16 protein-coding genes are annotated in these 26240 nt (G+C 62.9%); 5 read left to right on the top strand and 11 right to left on the bottom strand.

Annotated features, from left to right (window positions below; all coding sequences use genetic code 11):
- Nucleotides 1-29: 29 nt before the first annotated feature.
- From ACOX7T_RS11610 to ACOX7T_RS11585, 6 genes are all read right to left on the bottom strand, one after another.
- Nucleotides 30-2411: a phosphoketolase family protein gene (locus ACOX7T_RS11610; protein WP_433442935.1), complete on the bottom strand. Its 2382-nt coding sequence runs from the start codon at nt 2409-2411 to the stop codon at nt 30-32.
- A gap of 181 nt (nt 2412-2592) precedes the next feature.
- Nucleotides 2593-3456 carry a hypothetical protein gene (locus ACOX7T_RS11605; protein ID WP_433442892.1) on the bottom strand — a complete coding sequence of 288 codons (864 nt, stop codon included), beginning with the start codon at nt 3454-3456 and terminating at the stop codon, nt 2593-2595.
- Nucleotides 3457-3467: 11 nt separating this feature from the next.
- Nucleotides 3468-4847: an MATE family efflux transporter gene (locus tag ACOX7T_RS11600; protein ID WP_433442890.1), complete on the bottom strand. Its 1380-nt coding sequence runs from the start codon at nt 4845-4847 to the stop codon at nt 3468-3470.
- Nucleotides 4848-4973: 126 nt separating this feature from the next.
- The gene (locus ACOX7T_RS11595; RefSeq protein WP_433442888.1) at nt 4974-5537 is read right to left on the bottom strand and encodes an N-acetyltransferase family protein; all 564 of its coding nucleotides are present in this window, start codon (nt 5535-5537) and stop codon (nt 4974-4976) included.
- Nucleotides 5534-6844, bottom strand: coding sequence for a 2-hydroxyglutaryl-CoA dehydratase (locus ACOX7T_RS11590; RefSeq protein ID WP_433442886.1), 1311 nt, complete (start codon nt 6842-6844; stop codon nt 5534-5536). Before ACOX7T_RS11590 ends, ACOX7T_RS11595 begins: the two co-directional genes overlap by 4 nt.
- 72 nt (nt 6845-6916) lie before the next feature.
- Complete coding sequence (locus ACOX7T_RS11585; protein ID WP_433442884.1) at nt 6917-9871, bottom strand: acyl-CoA dehydratase activase; 2955 nt, start codon at nt 9869-9871, stop codon at nt 6917-6919.
- Between the two features lie 348 nt (nt 9872-10219).
- Here ACOX7T_RS11585 and ACOX7T_RS11580 point away from each other — a divergent pair, with 348 nt between their 5' ends.
- The 5 genes from ACOX7T_RS11580 to ACOX7T_RS11560 all read left to right on the top strand — a co-directional run bounded on the left by ACOX7T_RS11580 (nt 10220) and on the right by ACOX7T_RS11560 (nt 17833).
- Nucleotides 10220-10801: a DUF1700 domain-containing protein gene (locus ACOX7T_RS11580; protein ID WP_433442882.1), complete on the top strand. Its 582-nt coding sequence runs from the start codon at nt 10220-10222 to the stop codon at nt 10799-10801.
- Nucleotides 10798-11742 (top strand): DUF4097 family beta strand repeat-containing protein, encoded by a 945-nt coding sequence (locus ACOX7T_RS11575; RefSeq protein WP_433442880.1) that lies wholly within the window; start codon nt 10798-10800, stop codon nt 11740-11742. The genes ACOX7T_RS11580 and ACOX7T_RS11575 overlap by 4 nt, the downstream gene beginning before the upstream one ends.
- 148 nt (nt 11743-11890) lie before the next feature.
- Nucleotides 11891-14014: an LTA synthase family protein gene (locus tag ACOX7T_RS11570; RefSeq protein ID WP_433442878.1), complete on the top strand. Its 2124-nt coding sequence runs from the start codon at nt 11891-11893 to the stop codon at nt 14012-14014.
- A gap of 176 nt (nt 14015-14190) precedes the next feature.
- Nucleotides 14191-15054, top strand: a complete 864-nt coding sequence (locus ACOX7T_RS11565; protein ID WP_433442876.1) for an undecaprenyl-diphosphate phosphatase — start codon at nt 14191-14193, stop codon at nt 15052-15054.
- 49 nt (nt 15055-15103) lie between these two features.
- Nucleotides 15104-17833 (top strand): DNA translocase FtsK, encoded by a 2730-nt coding sequence (locus ACOX7T_RS11560; protein WP_433442874.1) that lies wholly within the window; start codon nt 15104-15106, stop codon nt 17831-17833.
- Nucleotides 17834-17878: 45 nt separating this feature from the next.
- Here the strand turns inward: ACOX7T_RS11560 and ACOX7T_RS11555 are convergent, their stop codons facing one another.
- The 5 genes from ACOX7T_RS11555 to ACOX7T_RS11535 all read right to left on the bottom strand — a co-directional run bounded on the left by ACOX7T_RS11555 (nt 17879) and on the right by ACOX7T_RS11535 (nt 26235).
- On the bottom strand, nt 17879-19729 hold the full coding sequence (locus ACOX7T_RS11555; protein WP_433442872.1) for a heavy metal translocating P-type ATPase: 1851 nt from the start codon (nt 19727-19729) through the stop codon (nt 17879-17881).
- 61 nt (nt 19730-19790) lie between these two features.
- Entirely contained in the window at nt 19791-20009 is a 219-nt protein-coding gene (locus ACOX7T_RS11550) for a cation transporter (RefSeq protein WP_148316610.1), read from the bottom strand.
- A gap of 59 nt (nt 20010-20068) precedes the next feature.
- Entirely contained in the window at nt 20069-20431 is a 363-nt protein-coding gene (locus tag ACOX7T_RS11545) for an ArsR/SmtB family transcription factor (protein ID WP_006574400.1), read from the bottom strand.
- A gap of 145 nt (nt 20432-20576) precedes the next feature.
- On the bottom strand, nt 20577-23795 hold the full coding sequence (locus ACOX7T_RS11540) for a peptidase (RefSeq protein ID WP_433442869.1): 3219 nt from the start codon (nt 23793-23795) through the stop codon (nt 20577-20579).
- Nucleotides 23788-26235 (bottom strand): efflux RND transporter permease subunit, encoded by a 2448-nt coding sequence (locus ACOX7T_RS11535; protein WP_433442867.1) that lies wholly within the window; start codon nt 26233-26235, stop codon nt 23788-23790. Before ACOX7T_RS11535 ends, ACOX7T_RS11540 begins: the two co-directional genes overlap by 8 nt.
- Nucleotides 26236-26240: the final 5 nt, after the last annotated feature.

Genomic DNA, 26240 nt, shown 5'->3' with positions numbered 1-26240 from the left:
CTCCGGGGGGCGCATCTGTGGGTAGGGATTTATTCGATTCCCTTGCCGTTGTTCCATTTCCAGTCTCTGATTTCGGGCATATCTTCGCCGTAGGTGGTGATATACTGCCGGTGCTCCACCAGCTTGTCCCGCATGAGCTGGATGAGGAAGGCGCCCCGGTTGCCCAGCTGGGGCAGGCGCTTCACCGTGTCCATCACCAGATGGTAGCGGTCAATGTCGTTCTGTACCCGCATGTCAAAGGGGGTGGTGATGGTGCCCTCCTCCTTGTAGCCCCGGACGTGGAGCTTCTTGTTCCGGCGGCGGTAGGTCAGCTCGTGGACCAGGGTGGGGTAGCCGTGGAAGGCAAAGATGATGGGCTTGTCGGTGGTGAAATAGGCGTCGTAGTCCTCGTCGGTGAGGCCGTGGGGATGCTCGGTATGGGGCTGGAGCTTCATCAGGTCCACCACGTTGATGACCCGGATGTGGAGCTCAGGCAGGTACTTGCGCAGGATGGTCACTGCCGCCAGGGTCTCCAGGGTGGGCGTGTCGCCGCAGCAGGCCATGACCACGTCGGGCTCAGCCCCCTGGTCGTTGGAGGCCCACTGCCAGATGCCGATGCCCTGGGTGCAGTGCTTCACCGCCTGGTCCATGGTGAGCCACTGAGGCCGGGGGTGCTTGGAGGCCACAATCACGTTGACATAGTTGCGGCTCTTGATGCAGTGGTCAAAGGTGGACAGCAGGCAGTTGGTGTCGGGGGGCAGGTAGAGCCGCACCACGTCCGCCTTCTTGTTGGCCACATGGTCCAGGAAGCCGGGGTCCTGGTGGGTGAAGCCGTTGTGGTCCTGCTGCCACACGTTGGAGGCCAGAACATAGTTCAGGGAGGCGATATCCTGCCGCCAGGGCAGCTGGGAGGCCACCTTGAGCCACTTGGCGTGCTGGGACACCATGGAGTCCACAATGCGGATAAAAGCCTCGTAACTGACAAAGGCGCCGTGCCGGCCGGTGAGGAGGTAGCCCTCCAGCCAGCCCTGGCACATATGCTCGGAGAGCATGGCGTCCATGACCCGGCCCTCGGTGTCCAGATTCAGGTCGTTGTCGATGAAGTCGGTGTTCCACCGGCGGCCGGTCACCTCAAAGACCGGCTCCAGCCCGTTGGACTTGGCCTCGTCGGGGGCAAAGATGCGGAAGTTTTTGGCCTCCATATTGAGGCGCACCACATCCCGCATGTACTTGCCCAGCTGGTGCATGTCCTCGCCCAGGTGGTCGCCGGGGGAGGGGACATCCACCGCGTAATTGCGGAAGTCGGGGCGGCGGAGGTCGCGGAGGACCTGTCCGCCGTTGGCGTGGGGGTTGGAGCCCATGCGGCGGTTGCCCACAGGGGCCAGCTCCCGCAGCTCGGGGACAAGCCGTCCGTTTTCGTCAAAGAGCTCCTCCGGGTGGTAGCTGCGCATCCAGGACTCCAGCAGGGCGATGTGCTCCGGGTGGGCGGCATCGGCGGGGACGGGGATGCGGTGGGCCAGGCAGGTGCCCTCCACCGGGAAACCGTCAAAGGAGACAGGGCAGGTCCAGCCCTTGGGGGAGCGGAACACAATCATGGGCCAGCGGGGCCGGGTGGGGTCGTTCTGGGTGCGGGCGTGCTCCTGAATGCGGCTGATCTCACGCACCGCCCAGTCCAGGGCAGCGGCCATGGTCTGGTGCATCTGGGGCGCGTCGTCCCCCTCCACGAACCGGGGCTCCCAGCCGCAGCCCTTGAAGTACATCTCCAGCTCCTCGTGGGTGATCCGGCCGAAGATGGAGGGGCCGGCGCTCTTGAAGCCGTTGAGGTGGAAGATGGGCAGCACGGCGCCGTCGGTGATGGGGTTGATGAGCTTATTGCTCTGCCATGCGGCGGCCAGGGGGCCGGTCTCGGCCTCGCCGTCGCCCACCACGCAGGCGGCAATCAGGTCGGGGTTGTCCATCACCGCGCCGAAGGCGTGGGACAGGGAGTAGCCCAGCTCACCGCCCTCGTTGATGGAGCCGGGGGCCTCGGGGCCCACGTGGCTGGGGATGCCGCCGGGGAAGGCGAACTGGCGGAAGAGCCGCTTCATGCCCTCCTCGTCCTGGCCCACGTTGGGATAAACCTCGCTGTATGTCCCCTCCAGATAGGTCTGGGCCACCACGGCCTCGCCGCCGTGGCCGGGACCGGCCAGATAGATCATGTTCAGGTCGTTCCGGGTGATGACCCGGTTGAGATGGGTATAGATAAAGTTCTGCCCCGGCGCGGTGCCCCAATGGCCCACAGTGTGCCGCTTGAGGTGTTCCGGCTTCAGGGGCTGGCGGAGCAGGGGATTGTCCAGCAGATAGAGCTGGCCCACGGACAGATAGTTGGCCGCGCGCCAGTAGGCGTCCATCTTGCGCAGCTGCTCCTGATCAAGGGGCCCCCGCTTTGACATACGGGCGGCGGATTTAAGTACAGGCTTAGATTCGGGTTTCGCGGTCTTAGCCATGGGAAGAGCCTCCTCGAACGCTTGAAATTACTATTATTATGCTAAATTATAGGGCAGAAGTCAATAGTTACGGCGGGATAAAAGAGAAAAAAGAGACTGCAACAGGTGCAGTCTCTTTTTTTACGGCTTAAACACCGCCCAGAGCGTTCAGCTTATAGTCGGTCAGGGTGAGGGAAGCGCCGTCGTAGATGACCCGGGCGGTGAGGGTACCGATGTCCATGGGGGACGCATCCCCGGCAGTGAGCTGAAGGCCGAACACGGCGGTGTAGGCCCCATCCTCCCAGCGGAAGAACACCAGATTGCCCACTGTGGCCAGGCCGTCCGGCTCGGACGGACCGTCGTACCAGGCGCTGATTTTTTCTGTCCCGGCGGTGATGGTGACGGTGTTTTCCTCGTGGTCATAGGAGAAGGAGAGCAGGCCCTCCAGCAGGGGGGTATAGTAGTCGGACAGCAGGCCGCAGTCGTTCCAGCCGCCGTCGGACTGGGGCTGATAGACGTGGAGCTCAAAGACGCTGCCCTCAGCGGAGTTGGACACGAGATAGACCACGGCCAGCTCCTCACTGCCGTCGCTGTCCAGGTCCTCCCAGCGCAGCTGGGGGAGCATGGGGTGCTCAGCGGAGAGGTAGACCTGGTCAAAGGGGGTGAGGGTGTCGCCCTGGGCGAGGAGAACGCCACAGGGAGCGCCGTCAGAATCGCCGCCGTAGCCGTAGAGGACGATATCCTGGCCGGCCAGTTCGGCCAGCCGGTAGAGGCTGCCGCTGCCCGCCTCGATGTCCTCGGCGGCGGACAGGGTGTCGGGCAGGTCGTCGGCGGAGATATCCTCCCACCAGGCGGGCTCCTCCGGAGCCTCCGAGGAGCTGGGAAGCGCAGCGGAGGGCTGGACAGAGGAGACGGGGACGGATTGGGACGGGGAAGGGGAGACGGCGGTCTCTCCAGTGCAGGCGGAGAGCAGCAGCAGTGCGGCCAGCAGGGCGGGGAACAGGAACTTCATAAGAGACCTCCTCAGGACGCTGCCCCCAGGGGCAGGATTCTGGTATGATAGACCCAGCGGTACAGGACCAGGGCCACGGCGCAGGAGATGATCTCAGCCGCGGGCAGGCACCACCAGACCTGGGCCGGGGCGATAAAGACCAGGGCCAGGCAGACGGGCAGCACGATGACGGCCTGGCGCAGCACGGAGAGAATCAGGCTGAACAGGGGCACGCCCAGGGCCTGGAAGGCGGCGCCCAGGATGATGGACACACCGGCGAACAGGAAGGAGAGGGAGATGGTCCGCAGGGCCGGGACGCCCATGGCCATGGCCGCCGCAGGCGCGCTGAAGATCTGCATGAGCAGCTGGGGGAAGAGCAGGAAAATCACCATGCCCACGCCCATGATGCACAGGGCGGCGGCCAGGGCGAAGCGGATGCCGCCGGCGATGCGCTTCTGCTTCCGGGCGCCGTAGTTGTAGCTGAGGATGGGGGTAAGACCATTGTTCATGCCGTAGACCGGCATAAAGACAAAAGACTGGAGCTTGAAGTAGGCGGAGAGGACGAACACCGGGGCGTCGCCGTACAGCTCCAGCATCTTGGGCAGGCTGAGAATCTTGTTCATGCCCAGGCTCATCACGGTGCTGAGGGACTGCATCACAATGGCCGGGCCGCCGATGCGGTAGATGTCCCGGATGGTGGCGGGGCAGGGGCGGAAGCCCCGCAGGGTGAGCTGTATCACGCCGTTGCGGGCCACCAGCACAAAGCCCACCACCATGCCCACCAACTGGCCCAGGACCGTGGCGATGGCGGCGCCAGCCACACCCATGGCGGGGAAGGGGCCCAGGCCGAAGATGAGCACCGGGTCCAGAATCAGGTTGATGACCGCGCCGATACCCTGGATGATCATGGGACCCACCGCGTTGCCCGTGGCCTGGAGTACCCGCTCGGCGGCGAACTGCATGCACACACCCAGGGAGAACACAGTCACAATGGTGAGGTACTGCGCGCCGTACTCCATGACCAGGGGGTCGCTGTTGAAGAAGCCAACGAAGCGGGAACCCAGGGTCAGGCCGAACAGGAGGAAGGCCACCCAGGTGAGCAGATAGAGAAAGTAGCCGTTCAGCGCCACCGCACAGGCGGCCTCCGGTCGCTTCTCTCCCAGACGGCGGGAGAGCATGGCGTTGACGCCCACGCCGGTGCCCACACAGATGGCGATCATCATGGTCTGGGCCGGGTAGGCCAGACCCAGGGCCACAAAGGCGCTGTCGTCAACCAGGGAGACGAAGTAGCTGTCCACCATGTTGTACAGGGCCTGAACCAGCATGGAGAGCATCATGGGCCAGGACATGTGGATGATAAGCTGCCGGATGGGCATGGTACCCATCTTGTTTTCCATTTCCGCCAAATTCATCTTCCTTTCACAAAAAAGAACGGGTTTCCCTCCGCTGAGGAAAACCCGTTGATACAGTGGTTTCGCATCCCTGTGGGCTGCCGGAGGATGCGGGGAACGCCGGACAGCCATTCATTTGTGGGACTATTATAATGCCCTTGTGTACCGCAAGTCAACACATATTGCGTCAGGCGGGAAGGGAATATCCGCGTGGGTACCGTCCCACTGGAAGCCGTGGGCGGCGTAGAACCGCCGGGCGCCGCTGTTCTCCCGCAGGACGAACACAAAGGCGCTGGGGAAGCCGTCGGCCTTCAGGCGGCGGAGAGCCTCCTCAAAGAGCAGGCCGCCGTACCCCTTGCCCCGGTGGTCCGGGTGGGTGTAGAAGGAGATGATCTCCCCCCAGCCCTGATAGGCCTCGTTGGGGAAGGCGGAGCCCTCACTGGTGCCGGCGTTGTAGTTCTCGGTGCGGGCGGGACCGTAGTTGATGGCAGCCACCGGGGTGTCTCCGCTGTAAAGGAGAAGACCGTGACAGCGCCCGGTTTCGTAGTCCTCCCGGAAGAATTTCACCCACCGGTCATCGGTAATTTCCCGGGCCATATAGTCGTCGGGCACATAGCCTGCATAAGTGTCCCGCCATCCTAAGGCATGGATGAGGGACATGGCTGCAAAGTGCTCGTCGGTGCAGGCATCCACAAAGCGAAGCTCGCTCATACGCCGGCGGGCTCCTCTTCCCGGGCGGCCTCCTCCTCGTGCTGCTTCTGGAGACCGCGGGCGTTAGCCAGCATGAGCTTGATCCGGTTCTCCTGGTTGATCTTGGTGGCGCCGGGGTCGTAGTCGATGGCCACAATGTTGCTCCAGGGGTAGTCGTCCTTCAGCTTGCGGATCATGCCCTTGCCCACGATGTGGTTGGGCAGGCAGCCGAAGGGCTGGGTGCACACGATGTTGGGCACGCCGGTGTGGATGAGCTCCAGCATCTCGGCGGTGAGGAGCCAGCCCTCACCCATCTTGTTGCCGTCGCCCAGATAGCCCTTGATGTAGCTGTGGAGCTCGTCAAAGTCGCCGGGGGCGCGGAAGCGGCCGGAGCGCTTGAGGGCGTCAATCATGGCCCGCTGCTTCTTCTTGATGTACCCGGCGAACACCCGGCACACGGCCTGCTTGATCCACTTGCCGCCGTAGATATCCACGTCCACGTCACGGTTGAAGATTTTGAAGATGACGAAGTCGGCCAGACCGGGCACCACGGGCTCAGCCCCCTCGGAGAGGAGGAACTGCTCCAGGTTGTTGTTGCCCAGGGGGGAGTACTTGACGTAGATCTCGCCGACCACGCCCACCCGGACCTTCTGCTCTCCGGCCACGGGGATGGACTTGAACCGGTCGATGATGCGCTCAAAGTTGGCGATCATGGTCTTGTGGCTCATGCCCCTGCCCTCGTTCATCTCGGAGAGGAGGAAATCCATGCAGTCCTCAATGGCCTTGTCGGTGTCACCGGCGGTGACCTCGTAGGGCCGGACCTGGTTGGCCACGTTCATGAGCAGGTCGCCGTAGAACACGGCGAACACGGCCTTGCGGATGAAGCCCAGGGACAGCTTGAAGCCGGGATTGTGCTCCAGGCCGGACAGGTTCACCGAGATGACGGGCACATAGGCCAGGTCGGCCTTCTCCAGGGCCTTGCGGAGCATGTGGATGTAGTTGGAGGCGCGGCAGCCGCCGCCGGTCTGGGTGATGACCAGGGCCACCTTGTGGGGGTCGTACTTGCCGCTCTTCACCGCGTCGATGAGCTGGCCGATGACCAGAATGGCGGGGAAGCAGGCGTCGTTGTGGACGTACTTCTGTCCGTAGTCCAGGATGCTCTTGCCGGTGGTGTTGAGCATCTCCACCTTGTAGCCCTCGGTCTGCATGATGCGCACCAGCATGGCGAAGTGCATGGGCAGCATCTGGGGCACCAGAAGGGTGTACTCCTCCTTCATCTCCTTGGTGAAGAGAAGGCGGCCGGTCTTGTCGTATTCCAGTTTTGCCATAGAAAGATAAGTCCTTTCCGCATACGTTACGCCGTTCAGGCGCGCGAGATTGTGTAGAAAACAGGTGCCCTGTCAGGCGTTGGCGGCGTTCCGGTCCTGCTGCTTGCGGGCGTCGATGGCGGCAATGAGGGAGCGGATGCGGATGCGCACCGCGCCCAGGTTGCTGATGTCGTCAATCTTCAGCTGGGTGTACAGCTTGCCGCCGCCCTCCAGGATGGCCCGCAGCTCGTCGGTGGTGATGGCGTCGGTGCCGCAGCCGAAGGACACCAGCTGGACCACCTGCATGTCGGGCTGGGTGCAGACATAGCGGGCGGCGTTGTACATCCGGCTCTGGAAGGTCCACTGGTTGAGCACCTTCCGGGGGGCGTAGCCCTCCAGATAGGAGAGGGCGTCCTCGGTGATGAGCACGAAGCCGAAGGAGGTGATGAGGTCATTGATGCCGTGGTTGATTTCGGGGTCAATGTGGTAGGGACGGCCGCAGACCACCAGGATGGGCATGTTCATGGCCCGGGCGTACTCGATATACTTCTTGCCGGTGGTGCGCACGTCGTGGACGTAGGCGTCGTAGGCGGCATAGGCGGCCTTGGCTGCGGCCACGGACTCCTTCTTGGGGATGGAGAACTCCTCCTCCATCATCTTGGCGATGCGCTTGGCAAAGTCCTTGTGCCGCCACAGGCCCACATAGGGGTTGAGGAACTTGGTCTGCTTCAGGGCGGGCACGTTGGCGGCCAGCAGCTCGGGGTAGTAGGCCACCACGGGACAGTTGAAGTGGTTGTCGCCGATGCCCTCGTCGTTGTTGTAGGACATGCAGGGGTACCAGATGGCGTCCACGCCCTCCTCCACCAGGGCCTCCACGTGGCCGTGGAGCAGCTTGGCGGGGTAGCACACCGTGTCGGAGGGGATGGTGTGCTGGCCCTTGATGTACAGCTTCCGGGAGGACTCGGGGGAGAGGACCACCTCGAAATTGAGCTTGGTGAAGAAGGTGAACCAGAAGGGCAGGTTCTCGTACATGTTCAGGCCAAAGGGAATGCCGATGCGGCCGCGGAGGCCGGTGCCTTCGCCCTTGCCCTCCATGGCGCGGAGCTTCTTGTACTTGTAGTTCATCAGGTCGGGCAGCTCCACCTTCTCCTTGCCCAGGGGGCGGGAGCAGCGGTTGCCGGAGATAAACTTGCGGCCGCCGTCAAACTGGTTGACGGTGAGGGCGCAGTGGTTGGTGCACAGGCCGCAGGTCACGGGCTTTGCGCTGTGGGTGAAGGACTGTAAAGCCTCTTCACTGAGCAGGCCGCTGGCGTTCAGATGCAGGTCCCGGGCGGCCAGGGCGGCGCCGAAGGCACCCATGATGCCGGCGATGGTGGGACGGGTCACGTTCCGGCCCAGCTCCTGCTCAAAGGCCCGGAGCACGGCGTCGTTGTGGAAGGTGCCGCCCTGAACCACGATGTGCTTGCCCAGGTCGTCGGCGCTGGCGGCGCGGATGACCTTGTACACCGCGTTCTTGACGATGGAGATGGACAGGCCGGCGGAGATGTCCTCCACGCTGGCGCCGTCCTTCTGGGCCTGCTTCACGCTGGAGTTCATAAACACGGTGCAACGGGAGCCCAGGTTCACCGGGTGCTGGGCGAAGAGGCCCAGCTTGGCAAAGTCGGCAATGGAGTAGCCCAGGGCCTTGGCGAAGGTCTCGATGAAGGAGCCGCAGCCGGAGGAGCAGGCCTCGTTGAGCATGATGGAGTCCACCGCGCCGTTGCGGATCTTGAAGCACTTCATGTCCTGGCCGCCGATGTCGATGATGAAGTCCACATCGGGGTTGAAGTGACGGGCGGCGTTGTAGTGGGCCACGGTCTCCACCAGGCCCAGGTCGCAGCCGAAGGCGTTCTTGATGAGGTCCTCGCCGTAGCCGGTGACGGCGGAGCCCTTGATGGTGATACGGTCGCCGCAGAGCTTGTAGATCTCCTTCAACTGCTCCAGCACCACGGCCACCGGGTTGCCCAGGTTGGAGTGGTAGTAGGTGTAGAGCAGGCCGCCGTCGGGGGCAATGAGGGCCACCTTGGTGGTGGTGGAGCCTGCGTCAATGCCCAGGAAGGCGTCGCCGGTGTATGTATGGATATCCGCCTCGGGGGGATGGTTGGCGTTGTGGCGGGTGACGAAGGCGTCATAGTCGGCCTTGTCAGTGAAGAGGGGGGGCATGGTGTCCACCGTGTTGGTGGCGTCCACGCTCTCCTCCAGCCGCTTGAGCAGGTCGTCAAAGGACTGCTCCGGGTAGTCGGAGGAGCACAGGGCCGCGCCGATGCCGGCGAAGCAGTCGCCGTCCTCGGGGAAGATGGCGTGCTCCTCGTCCAGCTTCAGGGTCTCCACGAACCGCTGGCGCAGGCCCATGAGGAAGTGGAGGGGGCCGCCCAGGAACACAATCTTGCCCTTGAGCTCCCGGCCCTGGGTCAGGCCGGCCACAGTCTGGTCCACCACCGCCTGGAAGATGGAGGCGGCCACGTCCTCCTTGCGTCCGCCCTGGTTGAGGATGGGCTGGATATCGCTCTTGGCGAACACACCGCAGCGGGAGGCGATGGGGTAGATCTTCTCGTGCTTCAGGCTCAGCTCGTCCAGCTCGTTAACCGAGACGCTCATCAGGGTGGCCATCTGGTCGATGAAGGCGCCGGTACCGCCGGCGCAGGAGCCGTTCATCCGCTCCTCCAGGGCGCCGCCGAAGAAGATGATCTTGGCGTCCTCGCCGCCCAGCTCGATGACGGCGTCGGTGTCCGGGTAGTAGGCGCGGACGGCGGCGGCGGTGGCGTACACCTCCTGGACAAAGTCCACATTGGCGGCCTTGGCCACGCCCAGACCGGCAGAGCCGGTGATGACCATACGGACCATCTGTCCCTTCAGCATATCCTGAATGGAGTGGAGGGTCTCACAGGCTCGTTCCCGGGCCTTGGAATAGTGCCGCTCGTAGGAACGGAACAGCAGCTTGTTCTGTTCATCCAGCACCACGACCTTGACGGTGGTGGAGCCGATGTCGATACCGATGCGCAGGCTCATAGGGTCACTCCTAAAATCCCATGGTGGGTTATTTCGGTTGTTCATTACATAATATAACAAAAATTAAAAGATTACAACCCTAACCTAGTAAAATGCAGGATATTCCGTACATGGAAATTTGGGACTGGGAAGGGGCAGAAATTTGGTGAAATCGTGAGAAAAAGAGAAAAAAGAGGAATTCTCTTCCGGATGCGGCGGAAAACGCCATAAGGGGGCGGAAGAGCACAGCACAGCGGATTTTCATCTGATTTTAAGAATTCCTCCCTGGTAGAATTAAAGAAAGGAGCGGTATGATAAAACCATAAAATAACCGCGCCGGGATCTGCGGCGGACACAGGGGGAATAGACGTGGAGGCACAGGCGTACCTGGATGAGCTGTCGGGTTATCTGGCCGGGCGGATGCCGCGCCGGGAGCTGGACAGCGTTCTGGATTATTATAAGGAGTATTTTGAGGAGAAGGGGCCGGACGGCGCCTGGCAGGCGGAGGAGGAGCTGGGTACGCCCGATGAGGCGGCTGCCCGTATCCTGGGCGCCACATCCCGGCCGGGCGGCAGGGAGCGCCGCCGCTGGAGCACCGGGCAGGTGGTGGCGGTCATTGTCCTCTCACCCATATGGGTACCGGTGCTGCTGGGGCTGGCCGCGGTGGTGCTAACCCTGGCCCTGGGCCTGCTGGGTACGGCGGCCTGCATCGCTGCCGGTGGGATAGCCTGCGCGTTGGGCGGACTGTTCGTGGTGTGGTGCGGCATCACCCAGATTTTTTACAGCGTCCCCACCACCTTGTTTTTTACCGGTCTGGGCCTCTTTGCCTCGGCCCTGGGCCTGCTGATTTTCCTGGGGGGCGCGGCCCTGTGCGTGCTCTGGTGTAAAGGCGCGGCGGCCCTGGTCCGCTGGATTGCCCGGGGCGGAAGAAGAGAGGAGGTGGCAGCATGAAGGGACTGACCAAGCTGATTGTGGGCATTGCGGCGCCCCTCTTCCTTGTGGGCGTGGTGCTCTCCGGCGTGGGCTGGGCCATGGGTGCCGACACGTCCATCCAGGTTCCGGTGGGAAATGAGCAGATTTATGTGGGCTGGGACGGCATCAGGCTCTCCGGCTGGAGCAGCGCGTCTGAGACGGATACGGGCACGGTGGCGGACACGGCCACGGTGGCGGACACGGCGCTGTCCCCCTTCACCAGTCTGGAGGTGGAGCTGTCCATCGGGGATGTGACGGTCTCTGCCGGGGAGACCTACGGCATCCGGCTGAGCAACGGAAGCTGGGAGCTGAAGTACAGCCTGGAGGACGGCGTGCTGAAGGTATGGGACGAGCGGCCCGCGGGCATGCAGTTCTCCGAGCGGGGCGGCAGCGTTGAGATTTTCCTGCCTGACGGCGCGGAGCTTGCGGACGTGGACATCACCAGCTCCATGGGCGGCCTGGAGCTGAAGAACCTCCGGGTGGAGACCCTCACCGCCCGGGCGGACCTGGGCGATATCACGACCGATGGGCTTCGGGCGGACAGCGCCGTGCTGACGGCGGAATGCGGCGCCGTGAACCTGACCGACGTGGAGGTGGAGGAGCTGGAGGCGGACCTGTCTCTGGGCGAAATGACCGCCACCGGCCTGGCGGTCACGGACCGCCTGACCGTCACCAACAGCACGGGAGGCGTCTCACTGGAGGGCGAGCTGGGAGAGAACGTCAGTGTGACAGTGGACATGGGCGATATCGATGCCGTCTCGTCCAGAGCGGAGCAGTGGTATGGGTACGAGCTGAGCACCGACATGGGTGAGATCACCGTAAACGGACAGAACCGTGGTACCTCCTCCTCTCAGAAGGGAGAGAAGGGGACCATGGAGCTCCATACGGATATGGGCGGCATCACGGTCCGCTTTCCCTGAAGCGGGCAGGGAGCCGGAAACGCATCCCGAACTATTTCGGGATGCGTTTTAATTATTTTTGGGGGGAAATGCCGTTGACACGGGGGAGGAAGGACGATAAAATAGCACCTGATTGTAATCATGAATTTTAACCCTGAGGGTGAATCATTTGGCCAAGAAAAAGGGAAAACACAACGCGCTGGAGGCGCGGCGGCGCAAGAACCGCCGGCGGCAGAACGCCGAGCGGGCCGCCCGGCTGGCGCGGGAGGGAATGCTCCCGGAGGGAGAGCAGACGGCGGTTCTGACCGCTGTGGCGGAGCCCGACAGTCCGGGCACACCGCCGCCGGAAGCCGGGACGCCCGAGACCACCGGAGAACAGCAAAAAGGCAGGCGGCGCTTTTCGCTGCGCAGGAAGGAGAAAAAGCCCAGGGCGCCCTGGCGGTACCACGCCTGGGTGTGGTACCTGATGGTGTTCCTCCTTCCGCTGGCCGTGCTGATTGCCACACAGCTCATCACAGTTCAGTCGGTGGAGGAGACGGTGGCCTGGATCGGCCAGAATTCCGCCGCGTTTGGCCTGGGCTATCTGCTGCTGCTTGCTTGTGAAGGCGTCTTGCTTGCCATTACCGGCGGCATCTTTTCTGCCGGCTTGATTCTGGCAGTGCCCATGCTGACCATGTCCATCTCCAGCTATTTTAAGGAAGTGGTCAACGGCGTACCCCTGATGGTCAGCGACCTGGCCATGGCCACCCACATGGGCACCATCGCCGGCTTTATGAAGCCGGGCATGAGCTTCGGCGTCTGCACCATCCCCGCTGTGCTGCTGGTGTTTGCCCTGCTGGCGCTGACGCTGCTCTTTGCCCGGCGTCCCCGGCGCATCCGGTGGTATGCCTCTCTGATTGTGGGCCTGTGCGGTGTGCTGGTGCTGGTGGGGTCGGCTAACCTGCCCCTGACCCGGGATTTTCTCAGCGGGCCCGAGGATGAGATTCAGGCCGAGCGCAACGACCGCCTGGGCTTCCTGCTGGGCATGTACAGCGGCGTGCTGGACAGCGCGGTGCAGGAGCCGGACGCCTACAATGAGAACAACATGAACGGCATCCTTCTGAAGGTGAAACGGAACGCGGCATCCACCCAGACGCCGGACGTGCAGCCCAACGTGATTATGCTCATGTCGGAGAGCTTCTGCGACCCGGAGGCGGTGCTGCCCGGGGTGGAGTTTGAGGACGACCCCATCCCCAACTACCGGGCGCTGGCGGAGGAGTGGCCCTCGGGCAAATTCCTCTCCAATACATACGCCGGCGGCACTGGCAACGTGGAGATGGAGGTTATGACCGGCATCCCCATTGCCTTTGTGGGGGAGGGGGAGGACCTGACCTCCCTCCAGGACGAGACGGCCTATGACCGGGCGCCCTCTATTATCAAGGCCTTCTCCGCCCAGGGGTATGCCACCGAGTTTGTGCACTCCTATACCGCGCGGCTCTACAACCGGGAGGAGAATTTTGAGAAGATCGGCTTTGACAAGCTGGTGTTTGAGGAGGACTTCCCCGAGGATGCGGAGTGGGAGGGCCCCTATCTCTCCGACATGGCCCTGACCGAGATGCTGATTTCGGAGTTTGAGAACCGGGACAAGAGTAAGCCGCTTCTCCTTTACGGCCTTTCCATGGAGAACCATCAGCCCTACTATGAGGGGAAATTTGAGGAGAGCTCTGGCCTGGACTTCTCCAGCGACAAGCTGGGAGAGGAGGAGCTGGGCTCCATCGACGCACTGCTCCACGGCATCCACGACGCGGACGCGGCTCTGGGCGAACTGCTGGAGTATTTTGAGCAGTGCGAGGAGCCGGTGATTGTGATTTTCTGGGGCGACCACCTGCCGGGCCTGTCCATGGACGAGGAGAACACCATCTACTCGGAGCTGGGCTACTCCAGCACGGCGGACACCAAGTCCTGGTCGCCGGAGGAGCTCAAGCGGATGCACACCACCCGCTTCCTGGTATGGAACAACTACGGCGCGGAGCTGGAGGTGCCCGAGACCGTGAGCGCCACCAGCCTGGGCGTCCATATTCTGGACTGGGCCGGGGTGCCCCGTCCGCTGTATTTCCAGTGGGTGGATATGGCGCTGGAGGATATGCTGCTCTACCGCCAGCGGCTTTATGTGGCCGCGGACGGTACGCCGTACTATGAACCGCCAGAGGAAGATGCAGATACAGTAGATACCTACCGTACCATTGTCTACGATATTCTCTACGGACAGGGTTACATCGCCCAGGCCATGACCGAGCCGGTGCAGAGAAAATGAGAATAGCCATCCAGCGCGGCAGCTCGCAAGAGCTGCCGCGCTGCTGTCTGTAAAAGAAATTGTTGACATAATTCCAAGAAAAATGATGGAAATGTCAGGCCGCTTGTGGTAATATAGTTTATATGCGCCCGCCTGTCCCAGATGAGGCGGGACTACATATGCATGGAGGAAATATTATGAACTATCTGATGTCCATCCTGATGGGCTTTATTCAGGGCGTGGCAGAGTTTCTGCCCATTTCCAGCTCAGGGCACCTGACCCTCTTTCAGGCTTTTTTCGGCATGGAGAATATGGAGGAGACCCATATGTTCTTCACCGTGCTGCTCCACTTTGGCACGCTTATCTCCGTGTGCATTGTGTACTGGAAAGACATTGTTGACATGATCCGGGAATTTTTCCTGGGCATCCGGGCCCTGGTGGTGCGGGATGAGGGCGCGGGCAAGCCGCCAGCCGCCCGGCGGATGGTGATGCTTATCGTGGTGGCCACTCTCCCGCTGTTGGTGATGGTCTTTTTCAAGAATATACTGGAGCAGGTATTTTCCAATCCCATTCTGGTGTCCTGCATGCTGCTGCTGACCGGCTTTATCCTCTTCTTCTCTGACCGGCTGGCCCGGGGCCGCAAGACCGCCAAAAACGCCGCGGTGACGGACGCGCTGGTGGTGGGATGCGCCCAGGCGGTGGCCGTTATTCCCGGCATTTCCCGTTCCGGCGCCACCATCTCTGCCGGTATGTTCCGTGGCTTTGACCGGAATTTTGCCGTCCGCTTCTCCTTCCTCATGTCCCTGCCCGCCGTTGTGGGCGCCACGCTGCTGGAGCTGAAGGACGCCGTCACCGCCCCCAATTTTGCCGAGCAGGTGGTGCCCCTGCTGCCCGTCTATCTGGTGGGCGTTGTGGTGTCCGCCGTGGTGGGCTACTTCGCCATCCGGCTGGTCAAGTCCCTGGCGGACAAGGGCAAGTTCGGAAGCTTTGCCTACTACTGCTGGGCGGTGGGCGCCGTGTCTCTCATTGCGGGCATTCTCAAGTTTGTGATTTTCGCCTGAGCGGACCCGTCCTTCGTTTTACCATACTCTCCTGAAAGGAATGACATCCATGGCCACGGCACAAAAGAAAAGCACCGGAGGGAAGCGCACCGCATCCTCCTCCGGCAAGCGGACGGGCACTTCCGGGAAGAGTGCCTCAGCCGGCCGAAAGAAGGCGGCCAGCCAGCCCAAGCCCATCCGCAGGGAGGTGGGGGCGGCGGTCTGTTTCCTTCTGGCCATCTTCGCCGCCTTTGGGTACTTCAACGTCCACGCCATTTTCATCGACTTCTTCTGCGGTATCGCCAAGGGTATGATTGGGTACGGCTTCTGGCTGGTGCCCCCCATGCTGCTGGTGTCCAGCGTGGTGCTTATGTTCCACCGGGGGCGTCCCGTGCGCCTGCGGGTGTGGTGCGCCATGCTCTTCCCGGTGCTGGTGGGCGCTCTGCTCCACCTGATGCTGGCCAAGGGCAGCTACCAGTGGGACGGCGCCCTCATCAAGACCCTGTGGACCCAGGGGCAGGCCATGTCCAGCGGCGGCCTGCTCAGCGGCATCATCGCCATGGGCTTTACCGCTGTGTTCAGCAAGATTGGCGCCGGTGTGGTGTTTGTTCTGTGCGGCGCCATGATGGTGATGACGGTATGTAACGTGACCATCGTGGACATTGTGGACGCCATCCGCAACCGCCCCCATCCGGAGTACGAGGAAGAGGAGCTGCCCGAGCCCCGTCCCAGAGGCAAGCGGCCCGCTCCCGCCCCTGCGCCTGCTCCTGCTGAGAAGCCCGCCGCAGGCGGACGCCGGCGTCCCGTGATTGACATCCCGGTGGATGAGGTCCCGGCGGAGGCGGCTGCACAGGAGACAGCGGAGCAGCCCCAGGAGGAGGTCAAGCCCAAGAAGGAGCGGCTGTTCAACCGCCGTCCCTCGGTGCCCACCCCCGACCAGGTGCTCACCGCTTCGGTGGCCGAGGCGGCGGAGGAGGAGCGGCCCTTTACCGCGCCCGAGCCTCAGCCCCAGCCTGAGGAGCCCGTTATCAGCCCCATGCCCGTGCAGCAGCCCGAGCCCTTCCAGCCCGCGCCTGTTGTCCCTGTCACCCCGGCCCCTGTGCCCCCCATGCCTGAGATTGAGCGGGAGCCTGCCGTGCCCAAGGTGAAGGGCAAGGAGACCGAGCAGGCCGCCGCAGAGGTGGCCCAGGAGGTGGAGAAGAACCTGAGCCAGACCGGCGGCGCCTACCAGTATCCGCCCCTCTCTCTGCTGAAGGAGGGGGACAGCATTGTGGGCGCCGAGGCCATCGGCGAGCTGAAGGCCAACCAGGCCCGGCTGTCCGACACCATCCGCTCCTTCGGCATTGACGCCAACATCGTCAACGTGACCCGTGGTCCGTCGGTGACCCGGTACGAGCTGGAGCTGGACCAGGGTGTCCGGCTCAACAAGCTGACCAACCTGTCCGACGATATCGCCCTGGCCCTGGGCGCCACCGGCGTGCGTATTGCTCCCATCCCCGACAAGATCTCCATGGTGGGCATTGAGGTGCCCAACAAACTGGTGTCCCCGGTGTATATCAACGAGGTCATCGGCTCCCGGGAGTTCCGGGACAATCCCTCCAAGGTGGCCTTTGCCGTGGGCAAGGACATCGGCGGCAACTGCATCGTGGGCAATATCGCCAAGCTGCCCCACCTGCTGATTGCCGGTACCACCGGCTCCGGTAAGTCGGTGTGCACCAACTCCCTCATTATCTCCCTGCTCTACAAGGCCACCCCCGACGAGGTGCGCCTCATCATGGTGGACCCCAAGATGGTGGAGCTGGGCATCTACAACGGCATTCCCCACCTGCTCATCCCCGTGGTCACCGACCCCAAGAAGGCCGCCGGCGCCCTCCAGTGGGCGGTGGTGGAGATGATGAAGCGGTACCGTGCCTTCTCCGAGGTGGGCGTCCGTGACCTGGCGTCCTACAACGCCCACGCCGCCCGCACCGAGGGCATGGAGAAGATGCCCCAGATTGTAGTGGTCATCGACGAGCTGGCCGACCTGATGCTGGTAGCCGCCAAGGAGGTGGAAGAATCCATCTGCCGCGTGGCCCAGATGGGCCGTGCCGCCGGCATGCACCTGATCATCGCCACCCAGCGTCCCTCCGCCGACGTCATTACCGGCCTGATGAAGGCCAATATCCCCAGCCGTATCGCCTTTGCCGTGGCCTCCTCCCTGGAATCCCGCATCATCCTGGACACCACCGGCGCCGAGAAGCTGGTGGGCAAGGGCGACATGCTCTACTTCCCCCTGGGCACCGGCAAACCCAAGCGGGTCCAAGGCTGCCTCATCTCCGACGAGGAGGTGGCCTCCGTGGTGGACTTCATCAAGAAGCAGAGCGGTTCGGCCGAGTATGACGAGTCCATCATCCACGAGATTGAGAAGCACGCCGCCGAGAAGGACAAGCAGGGCAAGGGCGGCGGAGGTTCTTCCGCCTCCGAGGAGCCCGGCGGAGACTACGACGAGCTGCTGCCCTCCGCCATCGAAGTGGTGGTGGAGACCGGCATGGCCAGCGTCTCCATGCTCCAGCGCCGCCTGAAGCTGGGCTACTCCCGTGCCGCCCGTCTGGTGGACCAGATGGAGGAGAAGGGCGTGGTCGGGCCCTTTGAGGGCTCCAAGCCCCGCCAGGTGCTCATCACCAAGGAGCAGTGGCAGGAGATGCAGTTCCGCCAGGGCATGGTGGACACCGCCCCTGACGCCGGTCCCGTTCCCGACGAGCTGGCCTTTGAGGGGGACGCCATCCCCCAGAGCCGGGAGATGCCTCCCTTTGATATGTAATGTAAGACGAGGTCCCACCGGAAGCTCCGGTGGGACCTCATTTTGTTATTTGCTTTTCAATGCCCTTGTGGCGTTGAGAATGGCGATAACCGACACACCCACGTCGGCAAAGACCGCCTCCCACATGGTGGCGTCGCCGAGGGCGCCCAGAAGGAGCACCAGCAGCTTGACCGCCAGGGCAAAGACGATGTTCTGGAGCACGATGCGGCGGGTTCTGCGGGCGATGCGGATGGCCGCCGCGATCTTGGAGGGCTTGTCATCCATGAGCACCACGTCGGCGGCCTCAATGGCGGCGTCGGAGCCCAGAGCGCCCATGGCGATGCCCACATCAGCACGGGAGAGGACGGGGGCGTCGTTGATGCCGTCGCCCACAAAGGCCAGGGTGCCCTTGGGGCTCTTCTCACGCAGCAGGGCCTCCACCCGGTCCACTTTGTCCGCCGGGAGCAGCTGGGTGTGGACCTCGTCCAGCCCCAGCTCAGCGGCCACTGCCTCGCCCACAGCGGCGGCGTCACCGGTGAGCATGACGGTCTTTTTCACACCGGCGGCCTTCAGGTCCCGGATGGCTTGGGCGGCGTCGGGCTTCACCTGGTCGGAGATGACGATGTGGCCCAGATAGGTGCCCTGGGAGGCCACGTGGACCGTGGTGCCCACCTTGTGGCAGGGGTGCCAGGTGACGCCGATCTCGTCCATCAGCTTTCCATTGCCCACCCAGACGGGCACGCCGTCCACCTGTGCCTGAACGCCCTTGCCCGAGCGCTCCTCCACACCGGTCACCCGGCTCCGGTCCAGCTCCGCGCCCCAGGCCTCCCGGATGGAGCGGGAGATTGGGTGGTCGGAGTAGGACTCGGCCAGGGCGGCCAGCTCCAGCAGGTGCCGCTCAGAGCACTGGTCGGGGTGGATGGCGGTGACGTTGAACACACCCTGGGTCAGGGTGCCGGTCTTGTCAAAGACCACAATTTCTGTGTTGGCCAGGGCCTCCAGATAGTTGCCGCCCTTGACCAGGATACCCTGCCGGGACGCACCGCCGATGCCGCCGAAGAAGGAGAGGGGCACCGAGATGACCAGGGCGCAGGGGCAGGAGATGACCAGGAAGATGAGGGCCCGGTGGATGCTCTCCGCCCAGGTGACATGGATAAGGAAGGGGAGGAGCAGAGCCAGCAGAGCGGCGGAGATAACCACCACGGGGGTGTAGATCCGGGCAAACTTGGTGATAAAGTGCTCGGCCTTGGCCTTTTTGCTGCTGGAGTTCTCTACCAGGTCTAGGATTCTGGCCACCGTGGACTCCTCAAAGGCCTTGGTGACCTGGACCTGCAGCAGGCCGGTCAGGTTGACGCAGCCGCTGATGACGTCGCTGCCCGCGTCCACCTCACGGGGAAGGGACTCGCCGGTGAGGGCGGAGGTGTTGAGGGTGGAGGAACCCTCCAGCACCACGCCGTCCAGGGGCACCCGCTCGCCGGGCTTGATGACAATGATGTCACCGACAGCCACGTCCTCCGGGTCCTCCTGGACCAGCTGGCCGTCCCGCTCCACGTTGGCATAGTCGGGCCGGATGTCCATCAGCTGGGCGATGGATTTACGGGACTTGTCCACGGCGCAGCTCTGGAAGAGCTCGCCCACCTGGTAGAAGAGCATGACGAACACGGCCTCGGGGAACTCGCCGGTGAAGAAGGCGCCCACCGTGGCCAGGGCCATGAGGAAGTTCTCGTCAAAGACCTGTCCGTGGGCGATGTTGCGCACAGCCCGCCACAGCACATCCCAGCCAATGACCCCGTAGGGGACCAGGAATACCGACAGACGCAGCAGCGGGAAGCTGTCCAGTGGGAGGAGAACTGCGGCCAGAAGAAGGGCCGCGCTGAGAAGGATGCGGAAGAGCATCCGCTTCTGTTTCTTACTCATAGTGCCTCCTGAGCGACGGAGCCGCCGGCTCCGGGCGGATTCGGGCGCCACCCGTAATCAATCAGAGGACAATGGTGCAGTCGGGCTCCACCCGCTTGCAGACCTTGACCACCTGGGCCATGATGTCATCCAGGCGGCTCTCGTCGGCGTCGATGGTCAGCTTCTGGGAGAGAAAGCTGACGGATACCTCGTTGACGCCGTCGATTTTACGGATGGCGTCCTCCATCTTGGCGGCACAGTTGGCGCAGTCCAGGTCAATCATCTTGTAGCGCTTCTTCATGGTGAAAACTCCTTTCCAAATCTCTGTTTATCAGTTGGGTGGCCAGCGGGGAAGGGGACTCACTCCGCCACGTGCTCCATGCCCTGGTCCAGAATGGAGCGGACGTGGTCGTCGGCCAGGGAGTAGAACACGGTTTTGCCTTCGCGGCGGTACTTGACCAGCTTGCTCTGCTTCAGAGCCCGCAGCTGGTGGGAGATGGCCGACTGGGTCATGTTGAGCAGCTGGGCGATGTCGCACACGCACATCTCGGCCTCAAAGAGCACGTAGAGGATTTTGATGCGGGTGGAATCGCCGAAGATTTTGAAGAGCTCGGCCAGGTCGTAGAGGATCTCCTCGTCGGGCATGGTCTCGTTGACCTTGGCGATGATGTCCTCGTGGGCGTGGATATAGTCGCAGCGCTCAATTGTGTTTTGCTCGTCCATGGAACCCCTCCTTAAAAACAAATGAGTTATTGTTCATATGTTATTATATGCTGGAGAAAGGAAATGTCAAGAGGGAAACAGCGCTTTTTCAAAAAAGACCGTGACACCTGAAAACGGGCGTCACGGTCTTTTCGAAATATGGGGTTCAGGAAGGTGTTCCGGCCGGAGTAACCGGCTTTTTGCGGCTGCGCCGCTTCAGCAGGAGCAGCAGGAGCACCAGAATCACCACCCCGCCACCGGCCACGCCGGAGACAATGAGCGGCACGGGGACAGTGGGGGAGAGGACGGCAATCTGACCGGAGGCAGGGGCGGAGAACACCAGATAGCTTCCGTCCCGGCTGCCGTCCACCAGCACCAGTTTGCCGTCCTGGAGGATGGCCGCCTTGTCCTTCTCACCGCAGCGGAGCCGCAGGGTGACGCTGCCGCTGCCGTCAGCGAGGCCGTCGATTTGATAGCCGTATCCGGCGGATACCTGATAGCCCTTGGGGACGGAAACGTCCGGCGTCCAGTCCTGTGCGGCGATGGACGCGTCGGGAGCAAAGCTGCCCTCGGCCAGCAGGATGGGCTGGGCCTCGGCGGTGGAGATGGTGGAGACAAGGGGCGTATAGACCGCGTGAATGACGGTGCTGCGGAAGATGTTGTCGGTGTCAACGTCCTCCCAGGCGGCGGAGCAGCCCTCCTGCTGGGGCAGCTCCGGGAACTGGTCGGGGCTGACGCTGCCGCTGTACTCCACGGTGATGGTCTTGAGCACCTGGCCGTCGGCCTCAAAGGTGACCTGGAGGGTGTGGAACTCCTCCGGCATCCCCTCCAGAGCGATAAACTCCTCATAGGGCAGGGAGACGGCCTGACCTTCGTAGTTCACGCCGTCAATGCCGCCCAGGGACTCCCGGACAAAGAAGTTGTTCTGTGCTGTGCCGTCGGTGCCGCCGGCGATGGCGCCGATGCGCTCGCCGTCGCTGTCAATGCGCACCATGGTACGGCAGTCCTCCACGTCCCGGCCTGCCCCCACAATGCCGCCCATGTCGTCGTGGCCGGTCAGGTCGCACAGGGCGTAGCACCGGCGGATGGGGATGCGTGCCTGACCCGCGATGCCGCCGCACAGATTGCCGCCCGTGGTCTCAACGGCGCCGTAGCTCTGGCAGTCCAGCACCGCGCCCAGGTCGCCCCGGCCGGTGATTCCGCCTGCGCAGTCGTTCTTGGCGGTGACAGCGCCGTCGTTCCGGCAGTCCAGCACCGTGGCCCGGATGACCGCCGTGGTGTCCACCAGTAGCTTCCCGGCGTCCAGATCCAGGTCCTCCTCCGGGTCCGGGTCCAGCTCCAGGGCCATAATGCCGGCGATGCCGCCCACGTTGGCGTCGCCGCTGACGGCGGCATCGTTGCTGCAGGAGACCACCCGGCCGTTGCCGCTGACCTCCTCCTCGTCGTCCGACACATCGTCAACGGTCTTGGTGGGCGTCTCCTTCAGACCGGAAGCGGCCAGCCGCACCGCGTCCAGCTGGGCGATGATGGCGTTGGTAGTGGCGGTGATGGAGGCGTTGGAGGCGGAGAGCTGGTCGTTCAGAGAGGTGACGTGGGTGTTGATGGTGTCCAGCTGGGTGTCGATGCTGTCAAAGGCGGCCCGGCCGCCGGTGTCAGTCTGGTCGTACCACACGCTCAGCGTGTCCTCAATGACGTTCACCGCGCTGTTGACCGTGGACAGACGGTCCGCCGCCCCAGCGGAGAAGTCGTTGAACTTGCTTTCCAGGGTGGTGGAGGCGGTGTTCAGGTCGTCCAGCGCCTTGTTAATCTGTTTGTAGGCCTGGTCACCAAGGTCGGAGAGATTGCCCTCCGCCTCTTCCAGGCTGTCACGGATAAAGCCTGCCTGAGCAAAAATGTCCTTCAGCGCACCGCTGATGGTGGAGATGGGGGAGGCCAGGTCGAAGCCGTTGAGCAGCGCCACCGCCTCATGGATGGCAGCCAGCTTTTCAATGGGCCCCATGGTGTCGTCGGCGGAAATCTCGTTGAGCCGCTGCTGGAACTGCCGAAGCTTTTCCAGGGAGGCGGCCAGGCTGTCCAGTCCCTTCTGGACGGTGGACAGGTCGCCCTCGATGGCGTCCAGATAGAAGGAGAGGAGGCCCTGGGTGGTGTCCAGCTCGCCGTCGGCGCCGGTAATGCCGGAGTTGACGGCCTTGCGCAGGTCGGAGAGGGCGGTGTCTATACCGGTCAGGGCGTTGTGGGCGTCAGAGCGGAAGCTGTCCGTCTCTTGGATGAGTGAGCCCAGAGCGCTGTTGATGTTCTGGGACTCCCGGTAGATGGTGTCCAGAGCGGTCCTGGCGTGGTCGGCGCCCTGGGTGCCGCTGGTGTGGGCGGTGTCGGTGATGGAGCCAAGCGCGGTGTTGATGGCGGACACCTCCTCAGAGACACTGCTGCCCGCACCGGAGACCTGGGCGGTTAGCTGGGAGAGGAGGGGCGTCAGGCCGCCCAGGGCGTCGGAGAGCGCCTGGGTGGGGTCCTGGCCATAAATCAGGTTGGTGTCCGGCTCAAACTGGCCCACAATGCCGCCGATGTCCTTCCGGCCCTGAATCACCCCGTGGTTCTGGCAGCTCTCGATGACGCCCTTCTGGCGTCCCGCAATGCCGCCGGTGTTGTAGCCTGTGTGCTGGTAGCCCACGGCGGAGTGGTTGACGCAGCCGGTGATGGTGCCGGAGGAATACCCGGCAATGCCGCCGGTGTCCATGGCGTTCTCGTTCTCAGTGATGTTGACCTCCCCTTGTCCGGTGCAGTTCTCAATCACGCCCTCGTTGTAGCCTGCAATGCCGCCGGTGTGAAGCTCGCCGGTCACCGACGCCTGGCTGACGCAGCCCGTAATCCTTCCGGTGACCGTGTTGCGGCCTGCGATGCCGCCCACGTCCTCGTCGCCTGTCACGGTACCGGAAACGGTGCAGCCGGAGATGGTGCCGCTGTTCTCACCGGCGATGAGGCCCAGGCTGGATTTGCTGCCGCCGGGGGTGAGGGTGCCCTCCAGCGTCAGGTCCCGCACCACAGCCCCGGCCTGGAGGTAGCGGATAAAACCCTGATCCGATCCTTTTTCCGTAAAGGAGAAACCGCTGACCGTGTGCCCGGCGCCATTGAAGTCGCCGCAGAACACGGGGATGGGGGCGAACTCAACATCGGAGAGGTCGATGTCCGCGGTAAGCACCACGGTCAGGTTCCGGGAGTAGGCGTCCAGGGTACAGTCTTTGGACAGAAGGGCCAGCTCGGCGGCGGTGGAGATGTAAAGGGTTCTGGGGCTGTTTTCTGCGGCCTGTGCGGCAGGTACGGCGGGGAACAGCAGCCCGAGGCACAAGGCCAGCGCGGCAGCCAGGGCCCCGATTCGTTTACACATGTTCCGTCTCATCGTCGTACACCTCTTTTTCCTGGTATTTGCTCTCGATCAGCGCGTCCACGCTGCCCCGGATCACACCCTTGATCTCGCAGTCCACAAAGCCGGACACGTGACCGCGGATGTGGCCGTCCAGCCGGACCACGCCGTTGTTGAAGCGCTGCTTCCGGTTGCGGTTCAGGGTGATGGCGGTGCGCTCAATGAGGGCGTCGCCCAGCAGCAGGAACTGGGGCAGCACGGTCATGACCAGAATAATAGAGGTCAGGGTGCCCCGGCCCAGGGTGGTGCCGATGGAGCTGATGATGGAGTCGGTAGAGAGCTTGCCGATGAGGAATCCGGCCACCGTCATAATGGTGCCCGAGGTAAACACGGTGGGGAAGCTCTGGTTGAGGGATTCAATCACCGCCTCCCGCCGGTCCATGAACTGCTTGAGGTCAAGGTAACGGTTGGTGATGACGATTGCGTAGTCGATGGTGGCGCCCATCTGGATGGCGCTGACAATCAGGTAGGACAGGAAGTACAGATTGGTGTGAGTCAGGTAGGGGAAGGAGAAGTTGATCCAGATGGAGCCCTGAATGGTAAGTACCAGCAGGATGGGCAGACCGGCGGATTTAAAGGTAAAGAGCAGAATCACCATGACGAACAGCACGGTGAGCACGCTGATCTTCAGGTTGTCGCCGGAGAAGGAGTCGGACAGGTCCCGGGCGTTGGTGGAGTTGCCCACCAGCACCACGTCGTCCCCATAGTACTCAGCGGCGATGGCGCGCATCTGGTCTAGCAGGGCGTAGGTCTCCTCGCTCTCCTCGGGCAGGTCGGCGGTGAACACCAGCCGGCTCCAGTGCTCGCCCTGGAGCTGGCTGAGGCCGTCTTCCAGGGTGTCCTGGAGCTCCTCCACCTTAGCGGCCTGGTCGCCGCTCAGGCTGACCACACCCTTGTCCTTCTGCTCCAGCAGGAACTGGAACACATCCAGCAGGGGAACGGAGTAGCTGTCCGGGTCCTGGAAGATGGCGCCGTACTCATCTACGCTCAAACCGTAGGCCTGGTAGAGCAGCCGGGCCAGCTCAATGTCCACCCCTGCAAGCTCGGCAAACTGCCTGGGGCTGGTCTTGTCGGTGAGCATCCGGCCCTCCTCTACTTCAATGTTGGCCAGACCTGTGGCGCTCTTGATACCGGGCAGAGCCTCAATCCGGCGGAGCACCGCGCCTTCCTTGTCGTAATCCCCACGGGGAACCAACACGGCGATGGTGTTGTTGTAGCCAAAAGTCTCGTCCATCTTGTCCATGGCGATGCGGTAGGTGGGCTTGTTGCCCGAGTTGGTGGAGTTGGTGGAGAAGACATAGTCGCAGCGGTTGGAGCAGTAAATGCCGCCCACCACAATCACCGCGAAGATAACAGGCAGCACGAACCGGGTTTTGACCACGGCCTTGCCCCACAGAGAGATACGGGGTACAAAGTTCTTGTGCCGGGTGCGCTCAATGCCCCGGTTGAAGAGCATCAGCAGGCCGGGCATCAGCAGGAACACGGTGAGCATGGAGCAGATAATGCCCTTGGACAGCACCAGGCCCATGTCCAGACCGATTTTCAGCTGCATCAGCATCAGGGCCACCAGGCCGGAGATGGTGGTCAGGCTGGAGGAGGAGATCTCCACAATGGCCTTGGACAGGGCGGTCACATCGGCATCCCGGGCGCTCAGGCCGTTGTCCCGCTCCTCCATGTACCGGTGGCAGAAGATGATGGCGTAGTCGATGGCCAGGGCCAGCTGGAGCACCACGGCGATGGCGTTGGTGATAAAGGAGATGGAGCCGAACCAGTAGTTGGTGCCCATGTTCAGGATGGCGGAGACCACGAATACAATCAGGAACACCACCACCTCCAGATAGCTCTTGGAGGTGAAGAGCAGCACCGCCACAATGACCACCGCCGCGATGAGGAGGATGTAGCTCATCTCTCTCATCAGGGTGTCGGAGTCATAGGGATCGGCATTGAAGGTGATGTAGTTGTCGTAATCGGCCACGGCTTTCTGGACCTCGTCGGTGGCCTGTGTGACGATGGGGGTGCCGTTCTCGTCGTCAAAGCTGACGTTGAAGAGGGCGGAGGCGTCCTTGTAGTGGTCCTCGCTGTCGTCAAAGGTGACGGAGGATACGCCCTCAATCTGGGACAGCTGGTCGGAGAGACGGCAGGCCTGGTCGTAGGTGATGTTGGAGACCATCACGTTGGCAGTGGCCAGGGTGGTGAACTCCTCGTCCATCAGGGTAAGGCCACGGCGGGTCTCGGTGTTGGCGGGGAGGTAGGAGGTGATATCGTTGTTGATGACCACCTTGTTGATGGACGCGCCGCAGAAAATGACTGCCGCCAGAAAGACCAGATAGAAGGCCTTCCGCTTGTCGACAATAAAGCCCGCGATTTTGTCCATGGTGCTTACGCTTTTTTTCTCGCTGGACATAAGAG

Origin of the sequence: Pseudoflavonifractor sp. (assembly GCF_050943825.1) — a bacterium.
Lineage (GTDB): Bacteria > Bacillota > Clostridia > Oscillospirales > Oscillospiraceae > Pseudoflavonifractor.
This window is presented reverse-complemented; position numbering and strand designations above follow the sequence as displayed.

Coding starts and splice junctions, on each gene's coding strand:
- ACOX7T_RS11610 (WP_433442935.1), bottom strand. CDS start 2,411: ATGTCAAAGCGGGGGCCCCTTGATCAGGAGCAGCTGCGCAAGATGGAC.
- ACOX7T_RS11605 (WP_433442892.1), bottom strand. CDS start 3,456: ATGAAGTTCCTGTTCCCCGCCCTGCTGGCCGCACTGCTGCTGCTCTCC.
- ACOX7T_RS11600 (WP_433442890.1), bottom strand. CDS start 4,847: ATGAATTTGGCGGAAATGGAAAACAAGATGGGTACCATGCCCATCCGG.
- ACOX7T_RS11595 (WP_433442888.1), bottom strand. CDS start 5,537: ATGAGCGAGCTTCGCTTTGTGGATGCCTGCACCGACGAGCACTTTGCA.
- ACOX7T_RS11590 (WP_433442886.1), bottom strand. CDS start 6,844: ATGGCAAAACTGGAATACGACAAGACCGGCCGCCTTCTCTTCACCAAG.
- ACOX7T_RS11585 (WP_433442884.1), bottom strand. CDS start 9,871: ATGAGCCTGCGCATCGGTATCGACATCGGCTCCACCACCGTCAAGGTC.
- ACOX7T_RS11575 (WP_433442880.1), top strand. CDS start 10,798: ATGAAGGGACTGACCAAGCTGATTGTGGGCATTGCGGCGCCCCTCTTC.
- ACOX7T_RS11565 (WP_433442876.1), top strand. CDS start 14,191: ATGAACTATCTGATGTCCATCCTGATGGGCTTTATTCAGGGCGTGGCA.
- ACOX7T_RS11560 (WP_433442874.1), top strand. CDS start 15,104: ATGGCCACGGCACAAAAGAAAAGCACCGGAGGGAAGCGCACCGCATCC.
- ACOX7T_RS11555 (WP_433442872.1), bottom strand. CDS start 19,729: ATGAGTAAGAAACAGAAGCGGATGCTCTTCCGCATCCTTCTCAGCGCG.
- ACOX7T_RS11550 (WP_148316610.1), bottom strand. CDS start 20,009: ATGAAGAAGCGCTACAAGATGATTGACCTGGACTGCGCCAACTGTGCC.
- ACOX7T_RS11545 (WP_006574400.1), bottom strand. CDS start 20,431: ATGGACGAGCAAAACACAATTGAGCGCTGCGACTATATCCACGCCCAC.
- ACOX7T_RS11540 (WP_433442869.1), bottom strand. CDS start 23,795: ATGTGTAAACGAATCGGGGCCCTGGCTGCCGCGCTGGCCTTGTGCCTC.
- ACOX7T_RS11535 (WP_433442867.1), bottom strand. CDS start 26,235: ATGTCCAGCGAGAAAAAAAGCGTAAGCACCATGGACAAAATCGCGGGC.